This window comes from Nibribacter koreensis (genome assembly GCF_039541795.1).
GTDB lineage: Bacteria > Bacteroidota > Bacteroidia > Cytophagales > Hymenobacteraceae > Nibribacter > Nibribacter koreensis.
In genome coordinates, this window is sequence record NZ_BAABGX010000001.1 from 206,419 (window position 1) to 224,281 (window position 17,863).

Sequence of the window (17,863 nt, forward strand, 5' to 3'; positions counted from 1 at the left end):
TTCTGGAAAATACCCCAAAAACGTATGGTTAATGAAAGATGATTTGCTATTGATCTATTGAAAGCCTTGCAAGAATTAAACGTTAACCGCCCAGCACCGACATGGAGGCATGTACGGCCTGACCATGGCTGGCTTCTGCCGCAAAGCCGTCTTGCTCGCGGTGGCTCACTGCCTCTAGTATTTCATTGGTTAATTGTTCCTGGCTGTGGCCAGCCCTGAGTAAGTCTCTGAGGTTGGTGGCAGGTGGCCCGTACAAACAGGTTCTTAATTCGCCGGTGGCGCCTAAGCGTATGCGGTTACACGTGCCGCAAAAGGTTCTGCTAAAAGACGGGATTATCCCGAAGGACCCGGCATAGCCCGACACACGGTAATTAACCGAGGTAGAGGACGGCTCGCTTTCTAGTTTCTGTAGCCCAGGGTAATGGTTTGCAATGTGCTGGTAGATTTCACGATGGCTCCATTGGGGTGGCTGGAAGGTGTCTCCGCCGTTAAAGGGCATCTCTTCCAGAAACCTGACGGCTAAGGAATAGTGTTTGGTCAATTCTACAAATGGCAGAATGTCTTGGACGTTCTTGTTTTCTGCCACCACGCAGTTCAGTTTCACTTCAAAGCCGCTTTCCAGCAATTGAAAAATAGAAGCGTAGACGGCCTCAAAGCTGTCGCGGCGGGTGATCTTGAAAAAACGATCGCGGTCCAGAGAATCCAGGCTGATGTTGATCTTCCGGATGCCGATTTCCTGAAGTGTTTTGATTTGCTTGGCGTTGAGGGAGCCGTTGCTGGTGACGGTGATTTCCTCCAGGCCCGGCAGCTGGCTGAGTTTGCGCAGAAAAGGCATGATGCCCGCCCGCACAAAGGGCTCGCCGCCCGTAATCCTGATCTTGTTCACACCCAGACTGCAAAACAGCGCCGACAGTTGGTACAGCTCCTCAAAGGAAAGCAGTTCCTGGCGCGCGGCAAAGTTCATGCCTTCCTCGGGCATGCAGTAGTAGCACCTAAAGTTGCATCGGTCCGTGACCGAGAGGCGCAGGTAGGTGAGTTGGCGACCGTATTTATCTATCAACAAAGGTTGGCTCATACTTAAGGGTGGGCGTTCACCCATACGCTGTTGTCTTGGTAATACTCTTTTTTCCAGATGGGCACGGTCTTCTTGAGCTCGTCAATCAAAAACCGGCAGGCAGTAAAGGCCGCATCCCGGTGCGCCGAGGCCACGCCTATGATCACCACTGGTTCACCTATCAGCTTTTCGCCTACGGCATGTAGCATCACTAGTTTAGTGATAGGCCATTGCTGTTGGGCGGCCTGGGCCAACTTCTCCATTTCTTTGAGGGCCATGGGCGCGTACGCTTCAAAGACCAGCTTGACCACGTCCTTGCCCTGTGCGTAATTGCGCACGGTGCCTACAAATAAATCAATGCCGCCGGCCGAGGGGTCCTGCAAATACTGGTAAGCTTCTTGTAGGTCTACATGGTCTACTATCTTTATCAGCATGGTGTTCAATTAACCGCCGCTCACGGGCGGAATTAGGGCAATTTCCTGGTTGGGCTTGATTTCTTGGGCATCATCGGCGTACTCGCTGTCCACGGCTATGGCCAATGAGCTGAGCTTCTGCATGGCCGGGAAGTGGGCGTGCAACCATTCGCGTAACTGGGCTACCGTCTGGAGGTTTTCCTCAGGGGGCACAGTAAGCGTGTTCTGGCCCACTAGTTCGCGCGTAATCCCAAACAATAGTATCTCCATATCCCTTTTCTTGTTCAAGTAAAGATTGCTTGGCAAAAGGCCAGGCGGTGAATCAATAGCTAATTTACTTCGGTTTTCAGCGGTATTCAAGCAGAACAGATTTTACCTGCCTTTAGAAGAACGGCTTTAAGTGGAGAATGGTATGAAAAGGAAGGCGGTGTATGTTGTTGGAATAGTTTCTCCTGCATCCTCAAACTAGCCTTGTTCATTGGCCCTTGCTTCGTTTTTGGCCTGTTTTCTGAAAAATAAGCCAAAAACGACAGTAGTTTACTCGCCATTCTCCATCTGTTGCAAGGTTAGATAATCTTCTGGCGTGTCAATGTCCAGAGCCGCCGCTGGAAAAGGAATAGCATGCACCTGGTTCATGTGTTTGAGTAATACTTTCTTGGCGCCTTCCTGTCCCTGTAATTGGTTTAGTTCTGTAAAGTAGCGTGCGTCAAACAACACGGGTGCGCCTACCGTTTCTGCATATGCGCAGGCAATGATTCCCTTATCGGTTTGGTCTTTGGCTTGCATCATGGCATTTAAAAGATCTGCCGTAATCAGGGGTTGGTCGCAGAGAAGGAAAAGGGCGTTGGTGCTAACAGGGTGGAATTTTTGTAACACATGCAGGCCTGCTTTGATGGAAGCTGCCATGCCTTCTTCCCAGTTCAAGTTGTTGATGTATTTAATAGGCAGATGGGCAATCTCCGGGATAATCTGCTCAGAATTAGCGCCCAACACCACCAATACCTGATCAGCCTTTGAACCAAGCGCGATTTCTGCTACATGTTGCACCAGCGTCTTTCCCTGGTAAGACAGTTGTTGCTTGGGGTGGCCCATTCGCGAGGAACTGCCTGCGGCTAAAATGATAATGGCAATGCTCATATGGCTTGGGTAGAAGCTAGATTTGATGCCGCAACGTCCACGGCCGGGGCATGGATGGGCTGTTGCTTATCCCGCAGGAAACCACCGGCGCGTTGCGCGAAGACGGCTTTGATTTCAGCCAGAATGGACAAGGCAATCTCCTCGGCGGTTTCAGCGCCCAGGTCCAAGCCGACGGGTCCGTAAAGGTTTTGTAAGGAGACTTCTTCTTTTAGTGCGCCCACTTCTTTCAAGTCTTCTAGGAGCATATTGAATTTCTTCTTCGGGCCTAGAACGCCAATGTAGGGAAGGTCCAGCGGAAGGAAGGTTTTCAACGCGCCCAGGTCATAGTTGTAGTTATGCGTGAGCAAGACAACGGCGGTGTATTTGTCTACGGTGAGGTGCTGTAAAATATCCTCTGGCCTGGAGACCACCACCTGTTGCGCCAAGGCAAACCGTGCTTGGGTAGCGTAATTAGCTCTTCCATCTACCACGGTGGTGTGCCAACCCAGCAACTGTGCCATATGCACCAACGGAAGCGCGTCATTACCTGCTCCGCAAATCACCAGCGCCGGGGACGGCTGTACCACTTCTATAAAACCAGTAAGGGTATGTTCTGCCAATTCATAGTCTAGCGTGACAGATGTTTCCTTTTGCAAAGCAATGCAGGCGTCTTGCGTTAAGGTTTCCAGCATAAGGGCAGGCGCACGGTGCGAAACAATACTTTCACTTGCAGGTAGTGGAAGCTGTAAAAGGCAGGTGCCGGGTTGGTCTGCCTTGCGGTCTTGTAAGGAGAAAAGCGTAACCAGCACAGAAGTTTGGCGGGTGGCAATGGCGCGTTCCAGTAATATTAGCGGATGGTTGGCTTCGGCGGGATTGATGGGCTCTATCAAGATGTGAATGATGCCGTTACAACCCAAACCCACGCCTAGCTGGGCATCGTCCTCGTCCATGGTGTCATATTTGACTAGGGAGGGTTTGCCTTGGGTCATGGCCAGACGGGCTTTGCGCAGGGCGTCCCCCTCCAGGCAACCGCCACTGATGGCCCCGGTGAGTTGGCCGTCTTCAGAGACCAGCATGCGGGCGCCGGGCCTGCGGTAGGCAGAGCCTTCCACCAATACCACCGTGGCCAAGGCGGTCTGCTTGCCTTCTTTCTGGTGCTGGTGAAAAGCGTGGACAATGTCGGTGATTTCTTTCATGCGCGCTGAACGGGTGCTGTGGTAACGTAGAGCAGAGGGCAAGTATTCTGCTTCTAAGGTACAACTTCTACTTGCGCGGCAAAAAATGGTTCTGTCTATAAAGGCGGTAAATAGATTAAAAAGCGGGTACCCACACCAATCTGACTGGTTACCTCAATGTGACCGCCCATGGCGTCCAGGTGGCTTTTTACAAGGTACAAGCCCATGCCTCGGCCTTCCTGGTCTTTGTGAAAACGCTTATACAGTTTAAAAATATGGCCCCGTGCCTTAAGGGTATCAAACCCAGAACCAGTGTCTGAGAATGAGATGGCTGTTGCTTTTTCTTGGTTTCCATAGCATCTAATAGAAATCTTAAGGGGACGATCCTCAGCCCGATACTTAATGGAATTGCTGATGAGGTTATGGAAGATGCTGTACAGGTACGCCTTATTGGCACGGGCATACAGGCGCTCGCTGGTTTTAACAGAAACCTCCACGTCAAACTGCTCCAGCTGCTCCTGAAAAGAAGCCAGGGCCTGCTCCAGCACGGCACGCACGTCTACCACCTCCAGCCACAGGTTTCCGGCGCTGTCCCGCACGGTCAAAATGGTGTTCATGTCACGCAAAACGGTGTCCAGTTTCTGGATGCTCTGGCTTAGGTAGTCCAGGGAGACGTCAAAGGCTTTGGAGTTTTTATCAGTCTTGGACATGAGCTTGGTGATGCCCAGGGCATTGGACACCGGTGCGCGCAGGTTATGTGATACTATATAGGCAAACTTCTGCAGGTCACTATTTTGGCGGTATAAATCATCTGCCAGCTTGGAGAGCTCCATTTCTGAGTTCTTCAGATCGGTGATGTCTGTTTGTACCACTACGTAGCTGGTCAGGTGGTCTTTTTCATTGAAAATAGGAGAAATGTCCACTGACAGCCAAATGTCTGTGCCGTCTTTTCTACCGTTGGGGGCTTTAAAGGAGACCACTTCGCCTTTGGCCAGGTTCTGCCAGGGCGGGGCAATGTCACCCCCGTTGGGGTTGTGGCTTTTGAGCAGGTCTTTGGGTTGCTGGCCCAGCGCCTCTGCCATGGTATAGCCCAGTAGTCTGGTAAAGCCCTCGTTCACCCATTGTATGCGCCACTCATTGTCACACAGCAGGACGCCGTTGTTGGTTTTACTGGCCACCAAAGCCAGACGCTCCAGCTCTTGTTTGGTGTGCACCTGGTCTGTGACGTCCTGCAGAATGCCAATGAACCGCACCAGCTTCCCTTGTTCAGAAAAGATGGGCGTGATGTCCATGGCAATGAAAATCTCGCGGCCGTCTTTGGTGTAATTGGTGAGCGTGGCGTTAAAGGGCTGCCGTTTTAAGAGCATCTCCCGGATATACTGGACCGTGGCTTTGTCTGTGTTGGGCCCTTGCATGACGGCTCCTGGTTTTTTGCCTGCCATCTCTGGCAGACTGAAACCCAGCAGCTGCGTGAAGCCTTCATTGACCCATTCAGTGAGGCCGCTGGCATCTGTAATCACCACGCCCTGCGTGGTTTTGCTGGCCACCAGCGCCAGTTTTTCCAGTTCCTCCTTGGTCTTAACCAGGTCAGTGACATCGTCAAAATAAATGGAAAGCCCTTCTGGCGACGGATAGGTTTTTATGTGGAACCATTTGCCCAGCCCCCGGTGGTAGGTGGTAAACGTGACGGTGTGCCCCGTATTGAAGGCCTGGTAGTACTTGGTGTAGGGCTCGCCGCCAATGGCCTCCGGAAAGACCGTCCACAAATGCTCTCCTAAATGAAAATGCCGGTTGATGGGCAAGAGCCGTTCGGCCTCCTGGTTAAAGTAGGTGATGCGCCAGTTGCGGTCTACGGTGAGCAGGGCGTCTGTGATGGAGTCAAAAAAGGTGTTGAGCTTTTTGTTTTGGCTGTCAATGGTGGCCGATGCCTGCACCAGTGAGGAGATGTCGCGGGCCAGGGAGTAGAGGGTGTCGTCTTCCTCAGACCAGGCAGAAGACCATTGCACCGTGACTAGGTGGCCGTCTTTGTGCAGCAGCCGGTTCTGGAAGTCCTTGCGCTTGTCGCCACGCAGCAGGCTGGCCACCGCTTCACGGGATTTGACAAGGTCGCCGGGGTAGATGAACTCATCAAAATGATGGCCTACCATTTCTTCGGGGGCGTAGCCCAGCATGGGGCTGCTGGCATCGCTTACATAGGTATAGTGCCCAGACACGTCTACGGTGCACACCAAATCCTGAGAAACTTGTGCAAATTTCTCCCAGTTGATGGTGCTTTGACCTAGTTGTGCCGTATGGTTCTCCCTGCTTTTCACCACTACCCCCTCTTTGTTCTATACAACGTGTCAATTACTTGATAGATTGGCTTTTAAGCAAGTATTATTGCATAAAAGAACGTAGGACTAGCTAATTTTAGATGAGCAGTAGCAGTTATGTGAAGTTGATGCAGAAAAGCACCTAAAAAACCTTCATTTTTGGCCTGTTTTCTGGAAAACAGCCCAAAAACGGGTGGTGAGCTATATTGCTTAAAAGCTATATAAGCGCTATTTTTATGAATGCATCACCCACGCTTTTTTCCTTTGCTTGTACTGCTTTGCCTGGTTTCTGCCACCGCGCTGGGCAATGACGTGGCCCCAGATGAGGCGCCTCCTTCTTTTCTTGAACTTGCTTCTCTATTGGCCTTCGGGGGCGGGATAGCCTTGGTGGGTTTTCTGGTGGAGCGGGCAAAATTTCTGCAAAACGTTGGCAAAGTCATCAAGGGCATAGGCGTGCTATTAGGAGCCCTGGCGGTCATCTGCCTGGCCTGCATCTTGCTGGATTGGGCCCTGGCCACCGCAATTACCCTGGCGCTGTACGTAGGCAGTCTGACCCTGGCAGGCTATCTGCTCTATGTTGCCTACCACTGGTTGTTCTCTGCCAAACGCTAACTGCGCCGCTTTCTCATATCACCCGTTTTTGACCTATTTCCCCGAAAACAGCCCAAAAACAGAGGTTGGCTCTTTTCTTTTCACATGTGTGGTTCGGCCCGTTGGGTAACGTTTCTAATTCTGCAACGGGCAATAGCGGTACAGGTTAGTAGACGCTACATGGCAGGCAATTACTATTACAGGATACATAAACAGAGGAGCTACCAACAGATAAACCTATGTATAATCTGTTGGTAGCTCCTCTGCTAAAAGGGATTAAATAAAAAATTTATCTCCCAGAGGCACTGGTATAGTTGATTGTTTCATCATATATCTGATTGATGGTCATTCTAGCAGATGTAACCACCAGTTGCGCGGCAATGGGCGTCACATCAATTTTTGCAACCCCGGCCAAGACGCGGGAATTTGATTTGTCATAGAACAAGGCGAAATCTTCGGCCCCCGGCTCAATGACAGACGCGCAGGCCATGGTAACGTCTGTTACGCCTACTGTTATTTGGTGCTCCCTCATAGAGGTTGCCGGCAGGACATTATATCCACAATCAACAGCACCACCCGTATTTCTAAGGACAGCCCCCAGGCTAATCAACAGTTGGTTTTGAACCGGAATGTGCTGATAGTAGCTACTGTGTTCACCAATGAAAACAATTCTACCTCCATCTGCCGCAAACTGTTTAAGGGTGTTCACTTCTGGTGTTGTATAGTCTAAGATAGGCATAACCAAGAAGATGACCTTCACATTTGCCGGAATACTTGTCAGTGAGCCGGCCGTGGACAGTATGTTTTCAATGGAAAAACCTTCGGCCGTCATAGTGGCCTTCATGGTAGCCCAGTTAGAGTCATCACATTCATTGCCTGCGTAACAGTAAGAGCCTCTGCCACGATCCATCCATACCACTTTCCCGTCATTGCGGTCACCAGCGGTGGTAAAATTGACTAAGTTTTGTACCAACCTAACATTATTGGGGTTTTCCATGGCAGTGTTATCAAACATATTGATATCGTTAAACACCACAATATCACGGCCCGGCACTTGTACACCCCCATCGTCTTCTTTTTCAATTCTAAATTTGACTGGCAACGTCTGGCCGGCCACCAAGGCGGCTAAACCTGGGGCAACCGTCTTGGCCTGAGCGCCTGAGCTAATCATTTTAACGTCAAAGTAGCCCAGCACTTGCTCGCCTAATGTCACACGCACCCTGTATGTCTGCCCAACGGCAGCCCCCGTAGCCTTGGTGTTCCAATTGACCACATAATGTTCTTCCTCCATATTGACCCGCACTTTTTCAGAGCCGCTGCCGTCTACCGTAAAGGAGGCGTGTAGGGTGGTGCCGCAGTCTGCCGTAGGGCAAATTTCTACCACCGGCGAAAGGCTTTCATCAAAGGTGCCGCTATAAGACGCTTCCTTGACAATAGGAGACAAAAAGTAAAACCCTGCTTGTTGGTTCACCTCACCTGTTTTAACCATGTAAGAATCTGAGCTTGCCTTTAGGCTAGGACTTGCCTCCTGGTCCAGATCATCTTGACAGCTGCCAAACGTGAAAATTGTAAATACCATTACCAGGATGGAGGGGGCATACCCTTTAGCGAAACTTTTGATCTGCATACTTTTTTTAGTTGTTCTCATAAAAAATTATTGGATTAAGTGTGGCTTTTTTGGAGGGGGGTGTCAGGGTAAATAATAGCAAAAGGACATAGCTTAGGTGCCAGCTATGTGTAGTTGTGGTGTATAAGCCACAACCAACAAAAGCGCGTATCCCGATCACATAGGCTGCATGCTAAAGAAGTAGCCAAAGGTGCGTGAGAATAAAGGAAGAAGGGTAGGATGTGTAGGTTGTTGGCATCTGGAGGGGCCCCCAGATCAACGGATAGCGGTAGTCAATAATTGACTACCTATAGTCAGGTAGTGGTACATAGCAATGCAACCACAAAAGGTACACCATGAAATGACAATCAAAGAGCTATCCAGTGATGAAATAGCCAACAGGTAGTACATGGAAAACGCAATAAGATAAATAATGTTATAAATATTTTAATTTTTTCTAGATGTAGCCAGTCTAAGTTTTGTTTTAAAATCCTTAATCGGTTGGACTTTAAGACAGTTCTATAGGGGGCTGGATAAAGAAGTGCTAGCTTGGGTATGGTGCATGTTAGGTTTTAGTTGTTTGTTGTAGTGACCCACGGCGAGTAAAGGAACGCCGCTACTGTAGTTCTGCAATTCATAAGCAGGCTAAGGCTGAAGGGATTTTACACATCTTCTTCAAAATTGTATAACAGGTCCGTAACCAAGCTCCTTTACTTTTGTTACCTTGATACCCGTAGACAGGCAACACTCTGGGCTTATCCACGTTTTGGTACTAAACTCACCTTTCTATTGACATGAAGGCTTTGCAAGCACTTGTACACTACTCCTTACTGGTTGCCATCCTGTTGGCGTCCATGGGGTTTAAAGTAGCAGTGACGCAATGCGCCGGAAAGGGTGAGACCTCCATCGGTTTCTTCTCAGAGCCAGGCTGTTGCTGCAAAAAAGCCGCCAAGGAACCCATGAAGGAGTGCGGTGACATGTCCTGCGTCATGCAACGAAGCGTGGCCCTGCAAAGCACCTTCGGGTCTTCTAGTAGACAAGTAGCCAAAGCGGTGAAAGTGCAGGAACAAATTGCCTCCACTGACTATACCTATAGCATCCGTCTGGTGGTTTTACAAGCACTTCCAGTGGTCATCTTGCCGCCGCCCATCACGGGGCGTGACCTTAGTATTCTGCATCAAACCTTTCTACTGTAATTTCTTTCCATCCCGGGCGTAGCCTTGTCTTTTCTGGCCAAGGATGCCGCCTTGTTGTGCCTGTGGCTTTTGCCGCTTCAGGGCGCTTCGTTTCCTATTAAACTTCTGTAAATACCAATTTGCGGGTCCGTTTTAAAGGCAAACCATCGCTTCAGGCCATCTTCCTTTTTTCTTCTTTTCATGCGCATATGCCACAAACCAAAAGGTTTTGGGCTGAGGCATGTCTCCAATTTATGGACTTGCCTGGACAGTTTTGTTTAGCGTGCGTCCAGCTGATTTTATCTGTTTCACTTAAATCACTTTGAATATGAAAACTCTAAAAGTAACCTTGGTTATGGCCTTCTTTGGCCTAACTGTATTCTCTGCCTGCAACAACTCTGGCACAGAGCAAAAGACCACTGAAGCCACCACTACTACCACTACAGAAACACAAATGGCGGGCGTAACCTATACCTGTCCCATGCACCCAGAAGTGGTGAGCGACGTGAAAGGTAAGTGCCCTAAGTGCGGCATGTTCCTGGAAGAAGTGAAGCCCGGCCAGAAGCTGGACTCAGCCGCCGCTGCCCAACAGCACCACGATGACGACCAACACTAAATTCTACGCTCGCCGCCAGGGCATTAGTTCTGGCGGCGGGCTACCAAGACCCAAGTCGTTTTTGGCCTGATTTCCAGAAAACAGGCCGAAAACGCAAACCCTATGATGCCATAAACACACGCATTTTATGATTGGCAAACTCATATCTTTTTCGCTCCGTAACCGGATGATTGTCCTGCTCATTGCGGCGGGCATGTTTGGCTGGGGCTTGTATTCTGTCACTACCAGCAAGGTAGACGCCATTCCAGATTTGTCTGAAAACCAGGTCATCGTGTTCACAGAATGGATGGGCCGCAGTCCGCAGATCATAGAGGACCAGGTCACCTACCCGCTGGTGACCAACCTGCAGGGTATGCCGAAAGTCAAGTATGTGCGGGGCGTGTCCATGTTCGGGATGAGTTTCATCTACATCATCTTTGATGACCAGACAGACATTTACTGGGCCCGCGCCCGGGTGCTGGAACGCCTAAACTACGCCAACCGCCTCTTACCCGAAGGCGCCATTCCCACCCTGGGCCCTGACGGGACCGGCGTGGGTCACATTCTCTGGTACACCTTAGACGCGCAAGGCATGGACCTGGGCGAACAGCGGGCGGTGCAGGATTGGTACGTCAAGTTTGCTTTGCAGAACGTGCCCGGCGTAAGTGAGATTGCTTCTTTTGGCGGTTTCCAGAAACAGTACCAGATCACTATTGACCCTAACAAGCTCACCTATTTTAACCTGTCTGTGCCGCAGGTGATGGCCGCCGTGCGGGCCAATAACAATGAGAGCGGCGGGCGCAAGTTTGAGATGAGTGACATTGGCTACATCATCAAAACCACCGGCTATTTGCAGTCCCTGGAAGAGATAGAGAGCATCCCCATTGTGACCCAGAACACCATACCGGTGAGCGTGCGGGACATAGCCACCGTTCAGATGACCGGCGAAAGCCGCCTGGGCATTTTTGACCTGAACGGCGAGGGCGAGGCCGTGGGCGGCATTGTAGTCATGCGCTACGGCGAGAACGCCGAGGAAGTGATCAGGAACGTGAAAACCAAGATGGAAGAAGTAGCCAAAGGTCTTCCCAAAGGCGTCAAGTTCAACATTGTCTATGACCGCAGTGGCCTCATTAACGAATCGGTCAATTCGGTGAAGACCACGCTCATAGAAGAGATGCTGGTGGCTTCTGCCATTGTGTTTCTCTTTCTCTTTCACTGGCGCAGTGCCCTCATCATCATCATTCAATTGCCGCTTTCCATTGCCATCGGGTTTATATTATTGAACGCCTTTGGCATTACCTCCAACATTATGTCCCTGACCGGTATTGCCCTGTCGGTGGGGGTGATTGTAGATGACGCTATTGTGATGGTAGAGAACGCGTACCGCCACCTGGCAGATGCCCAATTAGAAGAAGAACGCCATGGAGAATAAGAAACGACTGTCCATCATAGAGAAAGCCTCTAAGCAGGTGGGCCCCAGCGTGTTCTGGAGTACCATCATCATCATCACCTCGTTCTTGCCGGTGTTTCTCTTGACCGGGCAGGAGGGACGCTTGTTTAGTCCGCTGGCCTGGACCAAAACGTTCATCTTGCTGGTAGACGCAGTGGTGGCCATTACCGTGACTCCGGTGCTGTTGTCCTTGCTGCTCAAAGGCAAGTTCAAACAGGAGAGCGCTAACCCCATCAACCGCTTTCTGGAGCGCGTGTATTCACCCATCCTGCGCTGGTGTCTGAACTGGCGCAAGACCACCATTGGCATTAACCTTCTGGCCCTGGCGGTGAGTATTCCTATGCTGTTGAGTCTGGGGTCTGAGTTTATGCCTCCCCTGGATGAAAGCTCCATCCTGTTCATGCCCGTGACCTTGCCAGATATTTCTAACGCAGAGGCCAAGCGCATTCTGCAGGTGCAGGACAAGATCATCAAGTCCACGCCAGAGGTGGAGCAAGTGCTGGGCAAAGCCGGAAGGGCCAGCACGGCAACGGACAATTCGCCTATCAGTATGATAGAAACCATCATCCAGCTCAAGCCGCAGTCCCAGTGGCGCGAAGGCATGACCAAGGCCAAGATCATTGCTGAGCTGGACCAGAAACTTCAAATCCCTGGGGTCATCAACGGCTGGACGCAACCCATCATCAACCGCATTAACATGCTGGCCACGGGCATCAGGACGGACGTGGGCGTGAAGGTGTACGGGCAGAGCCTGGACTCTATTGCAGTGGTGTCTGAGCGGGTACGTAATGCCTTGCAAGAGGTGGATGGCGTGAAAGACTTGTACATTGAGCCGGTGACCGGTGGCCGTTACTTGGAGATTCAGACGCGGCGCGAGGACCTGGGGCGTTATGGCTTGTCTGTCAATGACGTGAACAGCGTAGTAGAGTCTGCCTTGGGCGGGGCCACCATTGGCACTACCATTGAAGGGCGGCAACGCTTCTCCATTAACGTGCGCCTGGCACAGGAATACCGCAATAGCCTGGATCGCATTCGGCGCATTCCCATTCAATCCAGTACCTCTGGAACGGTGCCGCTTTCTGCTGTGGCCAACGTGGCCTTTGTGGATGGTCCGCCCATGATCACCTCAGAGAATGCCCAGTTGCGGGGAGCGGTCCTGTTCAATGTGCGCGACCGTGATTTAGGAAGTACCGTGCAGGAAGCCATCAAGACCATCAACCAGGAGGTGACGGGCATCCCAGACGGCTATCACCTGGAATGGAGCGGCCAGTGGGAAAATCAGATCAGAGCGAATAAGACGCTTAAGATTATCCTTCCGCTGGTAGTGCTCATCATCTTCTTGATTCTGTACTTCTCCTTCCATTCTTTCAAAGAGGCCTTGCTGAACCTGGTCACCATTCCATTCGCCTTGGTGGGCGGGGTCTTCATTGTGTACTTCTATGGCATCAACTTATCTGTAGCGGTGGCGGTGGGCTTCATTGCGTTGTTTGGGATGGCGGTTGAGACCGGCATGCTCATGGTGGTGTACCTGAATGAAGCCATGAATGAACTGGTGGCTAAGAAAGGAAACTCCAGCCAGACCATTACCAAGCAAGACCTGCGGGAATACGTCTTTAAGGGAGCGGCCAAACGCCTGCGGCCCAAGATCATGACGGTGTCCGTATCGCTCTTCGGTTTGATTCCCATTCTATGGGCAACTGGGGTTGGTACCGATGTGATGTTGCCCATTGTCCTGCCGCTCATTGGTGGTGTGTTTACATCTTCCATTCACATCTTGCTGGTAACTCCGGTGGTGTTTGAGATGACCAAGGAATATGAACTCAAGAAACACGGCAAACTAGAGGTTTATGATGTCAAGCATTAGATTTTATTTGGGTGCCTTGTTGGTTTTGCTGAGCGTGTCTGCCCTGGCTCAAACCCAGGTGCTCTCCCTGGACACGGTCCTTACCCGAATTGCCCAGAACAACGGCATGCTACAGGAGATTACGTTTAGGGCGAAGGCGCAAAATGCCATGGCCAAGGGAGCCAGAAGCCAGATGGCACCCATGGTGGGTGCTGGGGTCTTTATGTACCCGTACCCGGGGCAGAAGATGATGGAAGGCGAGGGCGAAGATGACGCCATGTACATGTTGTCCGTGGAGCAGGACATTACCAACCCCGCCAAATTGAAAGCCCGCGAAGAATACCAGCTGTCCAGAGCCGCCATTGAGGAGGCAGGCCGTGACAGGACTTTTAATGAACTGAGGGCGCAGGCCAAAACCGCCTATTACCAGTGGGTGGTATTGGAGAAGAAGAAGGCGGTACTAGCCGAGAGTCAGCGCATCATGCAGTTCATGCTCAAGCTGGGCAAGGTGCGCTACCCGTACAACCAAAGCTCACTAGGCAGCATCTACAAAGCCGAAGGCCGGGTAGGCGAGGTGGAGAACATGCTCACCATGACCAACAGTGAGATTGAGATGAAGAACATCCAGTTGAACATGCTCATGAACCTACCACCAGAAAATAGATTCAAGGTGGACACCACTGCACAGGCGCCTGAGCTCATTCTACTCCCAGACACCGCCTCCCTGAGCGCCACCCGCAGTGACGTGCGCCAGATAGACCGCACCATTCAATCCATGCAACTAAACCGGCGCCTGGAAGACCTGCAACGCAAACCAGATTTTGCCATTCGGTTTGACAACATGATGCCACGGGATAAGATGATGCCTCGGTCTTTCACGCTCATGGGCATGGTGTCTATTCCTATTGCGCCCTGGTCTTCTAAAATGTACAAGGCCAATGCCACCGCTCTTAACCTAGAAATACAAGGTATGCAGAAGGGCAGGGAGGCCCTCTTGAATGAGGCCCAGAACATGGTGGCCAGCATGGCCCTTGAACTACAGGCCAAGCAGACGCAGGTGCAGAATTATGAGAAGAAGATCATCCCGGCCCTGCGTCGCAACTATGAAACCACGCTCTTGAGTTATGAGCAGAACACGGGCCAGCTACCCCTGGTGATAGACGCCTGGGAAGCCCTTAACATGGCCCAGATGGAATACCTCAACAACCTAGAGCAACTCTACCTAATTGGTGTGAACTATGAAAAAGAACTGGAAAAATAGGCTGCTTGGGTTGCTCCTTTTGCTGTTGCCCTTCTCTTTTAGCGCCTGCCAGGACAAGGCTGAAAAAGGAGAGGAGGCGCATGCCCTGGAGTACACCTGCCCCATGCATCCGCAGATTGTGCAGGACAAGCCCGGCTCTTGCCCCATCTGCGGCATGGACCTGGTGGCCAAGCAACCTGCCAATGCACCAGGAGTAGCTGTCGCTACAGATTTAGATTATTTGTTACAACCGGCTAATCAGGCCGTGGTTTCTTCTGTGCAGACCACGCACCCCGTGCAGAGGCCGTTGGAGCAAGAAATCACCATGGCAGGCGTAGTGACTTATGATACGCGCCGACAGTACATTATTCCCGCAAGGTTTGCCGGCCGTATTGAGAAGCTGTACGTGCAGTTTAACTACCAAAAGGTAAGCAAAGGCCAACGATTGTATGACATCTATAGCCCTGAATTGGTAACGGCTCAGAAGGAACTTCTGTACCTGCTCAAGAATGACCCAAGCAACACGTCCCTCATAGCCGGAGCGCGCCAAAAGTTACGCCTGTTGGGTGCCACCGATGGGCAGATAAGGCAATTGACCAGAACCGGGAAAGAGTCCTATACCTTCTCGGTCTTCAGCCCATACGCAGGATACGTGCTGGATCCATCGGTGACGGCCGTCGCTCCCGGTGCAACGGCTACTCCAGCTTCGGCTGGTGGTAGCGGTGATGGCATGGGAGGCATGGGCAACGCAAATTCAGGGGCTAGTCCGGCCAGTGCGGGCGCACAGACGGCCGCACCGCAACAAGGATTTGCCATTAGGGAAGGCATGTACGTGACCACCGGCCAGGCCTTGCTCAAGGTGATAGATGCCTCTCAAGTTTGGGCGCAGTTCAACGTACCCAGTGCCGTAGCAGGCCAATTGAAAAAGGGAACACCCATTGCTATCTCCTTTCCGCAAGAGCCAGACAAAAAGTTGCAAGCTAAAGTGCATTTGGTGGAGCCGGTTTATGCCGCCAATGAAAACTTTGCGCAGGTGCGGGCCTTGCTTCCGGCTAAGGACAACTCCTTGTTTATAGGGCAGATTCTTACAGGCAAGGCAACCTTCAGCACCGGCTCCGCGCTTTGGGTGCCCAAAGAGGCCGTGTTGGATTTAGGTACCCAAGCCGTGGCCTTCTTGAAACTAAATGGTGTGTTTAAACCAGTAGCAGTACAAGTGGGCCAGCGCACCGAAGACCTGGTGGAGATTACCTCTGGTTTGAAGGAGACGGACGTGGTGGCGGCCAACGCGCAGTTTCTGGTGGACAGCGAGAGTTTTATTAGAGTAGCCGACACGAACAGATGAGACACATCAAAAACCTATTGACCATTTTACTGGCCGCGTTTTTTCTGGTGGCCTGCACCAAGACAGATGAGCACGACGCCCACCAGGCAGATGACGCCAGCTACACCTGCCCCATGCACCCGCAGATTGTGGAAGGCGAGCCCGGCTCTTGCCCTATTTGTGGCATGGACCTGGTTTTGGTCCAAAAACAGAAAAAGGAGCCAAAATCGGCGAGCGCCTATACCTGTCCCATGCATCCGCAGGTAGTGCAGGACAAACCCGGTTCTTGCCCCATCTGCGGCATGGACCTGGTGCCTGTTAAAAAGCAGGATTCTTCGTCTTCAGAGGCCAGCATCATGCTCAGTGACAACCAGATAAAACTGGGGAACATCACATACAAACCCATCCGGCAGGGACAGGTAGGAAGCAGTACGGTACTCACTGGCCGTTTGGTGGTAGATCAAACCCAAGCCGATCTTATCAGCAGTCGGGCGGCCGGGCGCATTGAGCGCTTGTATGTGAAAGAGACAGGCCAGCACATTAGAAAAGGCCAGCCCTTGTATGACTTGTACAGTGAGAACTTGCTTACCTTAGAGCAGGAGTACCTTCTGGCGCTTGATCAGGTGAGGGCGTTCCCGCAGGAACGGCAGTTTGCCTCCATTCTGGATGCGGCTAAAAGAAAACTTCTCTTAACCGGACTCACCAATTCCCAGATCAACCGCATTGCCCGCACCCGAAAGCTGGACGCCCGCATCACCTTTGTGGCGCCAACTTCAGGCACAGTCACAGAAATAGCATCCGCAGAAGGCGTGTATGTAGCCGAGGGAAGCCCGTTGTACCGCATAAGCCGTTTCAACACCATTTGGGCGGAGGCTGAATTGTACGTCGGTGAAGCCGGAGCGTTAAAGATAGGCACCCCGGTAGACGTCACTGTAGCCGGTAGCAACGCGCCCATCCAAACCAATATCTCTTTCATCAACCCAGAGTTCAGGCAGAACAGCCAGGTGGTGATTGCAAGGGCCTCAGTGCCTAACCCAGGTGGCAGGTTGATACCAGGTACCCAGGCCACCATGACGGTAGCAGCCCAGGTGCGCGAAGCCTTGACTTTGCCGCTGGATGCCGTGGTGCGGGACGCCAAGGGCGCGCACGTATGGGTGAAAACAGGACAGAATACCTTTAGTCCCCGCATGGTGAAGCTAGGCGAGGAAAGCGCCAACCAAGTAGCCATTGCCAGCGGTCTGCAAGCCAATGATACGGTGGTAGTAACAGGAGCGTATCTGCTCTACAGTGAGTATGTGCTCAAGCAGGGGGCAGACCCCATGGCTGGACATAATCATTAAATAGAAAACCCACCCTTTGAAACATCTCAATCGTTTTTGGCTTGTTTTCTGGAAAAGAAGCCAAAAACGGTTGCAGGGAGACCATCAATATAATGCGGCCAAAGCCTACCCGCTGCTAGTAGGCAAAGTGCTGTGGTTTATGGAATTTTCTTGCGTGCAATAACACCATCCTTAGAAAACGGAATCATGCTTGTACAAAAAAGCCCGACCTGAAATTCAGTGTCGGGCTTTTTGTCTGAGTAGAACTGATGGCAAATCGTATTTAGTCGTTCAAGTCGCGGTCTGTGGTAGAGATGGTGTTGTCAGAAGCTATGGTGATGTCATATTCATGACACTCGTTCATTTGCACCGTCTCTACAAGTTCAGTTTTGTCTAGGGTAATGGTAAAAGTAACGGTGCCGGCTGCGTACTCTCTAACGGCAGAGGTTGTTTTTGGCGGCACGTTGTTGATGTTCTCCGTGTTTCCGTTAGAGGTTTTAATCTGGACACTGGCATCTTTAGTGCCTTGGTTGATGACACGTGCTCTAGGATTATCGCCCTCACATTTGTCGCAGGCGCTCAATGCCAGAAGAGATACTCCTGCCACCACAGTGGTTAATAAGATCGATTTGAAAGAATTCATATAAGTTTAA

General features: G+C 51.4%; 16 protein-coding genes. 8 read left to right on the plus strand and 8 right to left on the minus strand.

The genetic code is table 11. The annotated features are described in order from the left end of the window. Nucleotides 1-82: 82 nt before the first annotated feature. From moaA to ABD880_RS00805, 6 genes are all read right to left on the minus strand, one after another. Nucleotides 83-1,075: a GTP 3',8-cyclase MoaA gene (moaA, locus tag ABD880_RS00780; RefSeq protein WP_345161329.1), complete on the minus strand. Its 993-nt coding sequence runs from the start codon at nt 1,073-1,075 to the stop codon at nt 83-85. Between the two features lie 2 nt (nt 1,076-1,077). After that, nucleotides 1,078-1,488, minus strand: coding sequence for a molybdenum cofactor biosynthesis protein MoaE (locus tag ABD880_RS00785; RefSeq protein WP_345161331.1), 411 nt, complete (start codon nt 1,486-1,488; stop codon nt 1,078-1,080). Nucleotides 1,489-1,497: 9 nt separating this feature from the next. Next, nucleotides 1,498-1,737: a molybdopterin converting factor subunit 1 gene (gene moaD / locus ABD880_RS00790; protein ID WP_345161333.1), complete on the minus strand. Its 240-nt coding sequence runs from the start codon at nt 1,735-1,737 to the stop codon at nt 1,498-1,500. Between the two features lie 267 nt (nt 1,738-2,004). Next, nucleotides 2,005-2,604 carry a nucleotidyltransferase family protein gene (locus ABD880_RS00795; RefSeq protein WP_345161335.1) on the minus strand — a complete coding sequence of 200 codons (600 nt, stop codon included), beginning with the start codon at nt 2,602-2,604 and terminating at the stop codon, nt 2,005-2,007. Continuing rightward, nucleotides 2,601-3,779: an XdhC family protein gene (locus ABD880_RS00800; protein WP_345161337.1), complete on the minus strand. Its 1,179-nt coding sequence runs from the start codon at nt 3,777-3,779 to the stop codon at nt 2,601-2,603. The genes ABD880_RS00795 and ABD880_RS00800 overlap by 4 nt, the downstream gene beginning before the upstream one ends. Before the next feature lie 95 nt (nt 3,780-3,874). Then, nucleotides 3,875-6,070: a PAS domain S-box protein gene (locus ABD880_RS00805; protein ID WP_345161339.1), complete on the minus strand. Its 2,196-nt coding sequence runs from the start codon at nt 6,068-6,070 to the stop codon at nt 3,875-3,877. A 264-nt stretch (nt 6,071-6,334) separates the two neighbouring features. On the opposite strand from ABD880_RS00805, the gene ABD880_RS00810 reads away from it, so the two are divergent. Continuing rightward, nucleotides 6,335-6,682, plus strand: coding sequence for a hypothetical protein (locus ABD880_RS00810; RefSeq protein ID WP_345161341.1), 348 nt, complete (start codon nt 6,335-6,337; stop codon nt 6,680-6,682). A 268-nt stretch (nt 6,683-6,950) separates the two neighbouring features. On the opposite strand, the gene ABD880_RS00815 is transcribed toward ABD880_RS00810, so the two are convergent. After that, nucleotides 6,951-8,288 (minus strand): hypothetical protein, encoded by a 1,338-nt coding sequence (locus tag ABD880_RS00815; RefSeq protein ID WP_345161343.1) that lies wholly within the window; start codon nt 8,286-8,288, stop codon nt 6,951-6,953. 782 nt (nt 8,289-9,070) lie between these two features. Between ABD880_RS00815 and ABD880_RS00820 the strand changes: the two genes are divergently transcribed. The 7 genes from ABD880_RS00820 (at nt 9,071) to ABD880_RS00850 (ending at nt 17,231) form a co-directional block, all read left to right on the plus strand. Continuing rightward, nucleotides 9,071-9,463 (plus strand): hypothetical protein, encoded by a 393-nt coding sequence (locus ABD880_RS00820; RefSeq protein WP_345161345.1) that lies wholly within the window; start codon nt 9,071-9,073, stop codon nt 9,461-9,463. 307 nt (nt 9,464-9,770) lie between these two features. Beyond that, nucleotides 9,771-10,058 (plus strand): heavy metal-binding domain-containing protein, encoded by a 288-nt coding sequence (locus tag ABD880_RS00825; protein WP_345161347.1) that lies wholly within the window; start codon nt 9,771-9,773, stop codon nt 10,056-10,058. A gap of 127 nt (nt 10,059-10,185) precedes the next feature. Further along, a complete protein-coding gene (locus ABD880_RS00830) occupies nt 10,186-11,469 on the plus strand; it encodes an efflux RND transporter permease subunit (RefSeq protein WP_345161349.1) in 1,284 nt (427 codons plus the stop codon). Next, a complete protein-coding gene (locus tag ABD880_RS00835) occupies nt 11,459-13,351 on the plus strand; it encodes an efflux RND transporter permease subunit (protein WP_345161351.1) in 1,893 nt (630 codons plus the stop codon). Before ABD880_RS00830 ends, ABD880_RS00835 begins: the two co-directional genes overlap by 11 nt. Then, complete coding sequence (locus ABD880_RS00840; RefSeq protein ID WP_345161353.1) at nt 13,335-14,591, plus strand: TolC family protein; 1,257 nt, start codon at nt 13,335-13,337, stop codon at nt 14,589-14,591. The genes ABD880_RS00835 and ABD880_RS00840 overlap by 17 nt, the downstream gene beginning before the upstream one ends. Next, complete coding sequence (locus ABD880_RS00845; RefSeq protein ID WP_345161355.1) at nt 14,569-15,912, plus strand: heavy metal-binding domain-containing protein; 1,344 nt, start codon at nt 14,569-14,571, stop codon at nt 15,910-15,912. The genes ABD880_RS00840 and ABD880_RS00845 overlap by 23 nt, the downstream gene beginning before the upstream one ends. After that, complete coding sequence (locus ABD880_RS00850) at nt 15,909-17,231, plus strand: efflux RND transporter periplasmic adaptor subunit (RefSeq protein ID WP_345161357.1); 1,323 nt, start codon at nt 15,909-15,911, stop codon at nt 17,229-17,231. Before ABD880_RS00845 ends, ABD880_RS00850 begins: the two co-directional genes overlap by 4 nt. A gap of 262 nt (nt 17,232-17,493) precedes the next feature. Here ABD880_RS00850 and ABD880_RS00855 read toward each other — a convergent pair whose 3' ends face one another. Then, nucleotides 17,494-17,853, minus strand: coding sequence for a hypothetical protein (locus tag ABD880_RS00855; protein ID WP_345161359.1), 360 nt, complete (start codon nt 17,851-17,853; stop codon nt 17,494-17,496). Nucleotides 17,854-17,863 lie beyond the last annotated feature (10 nt).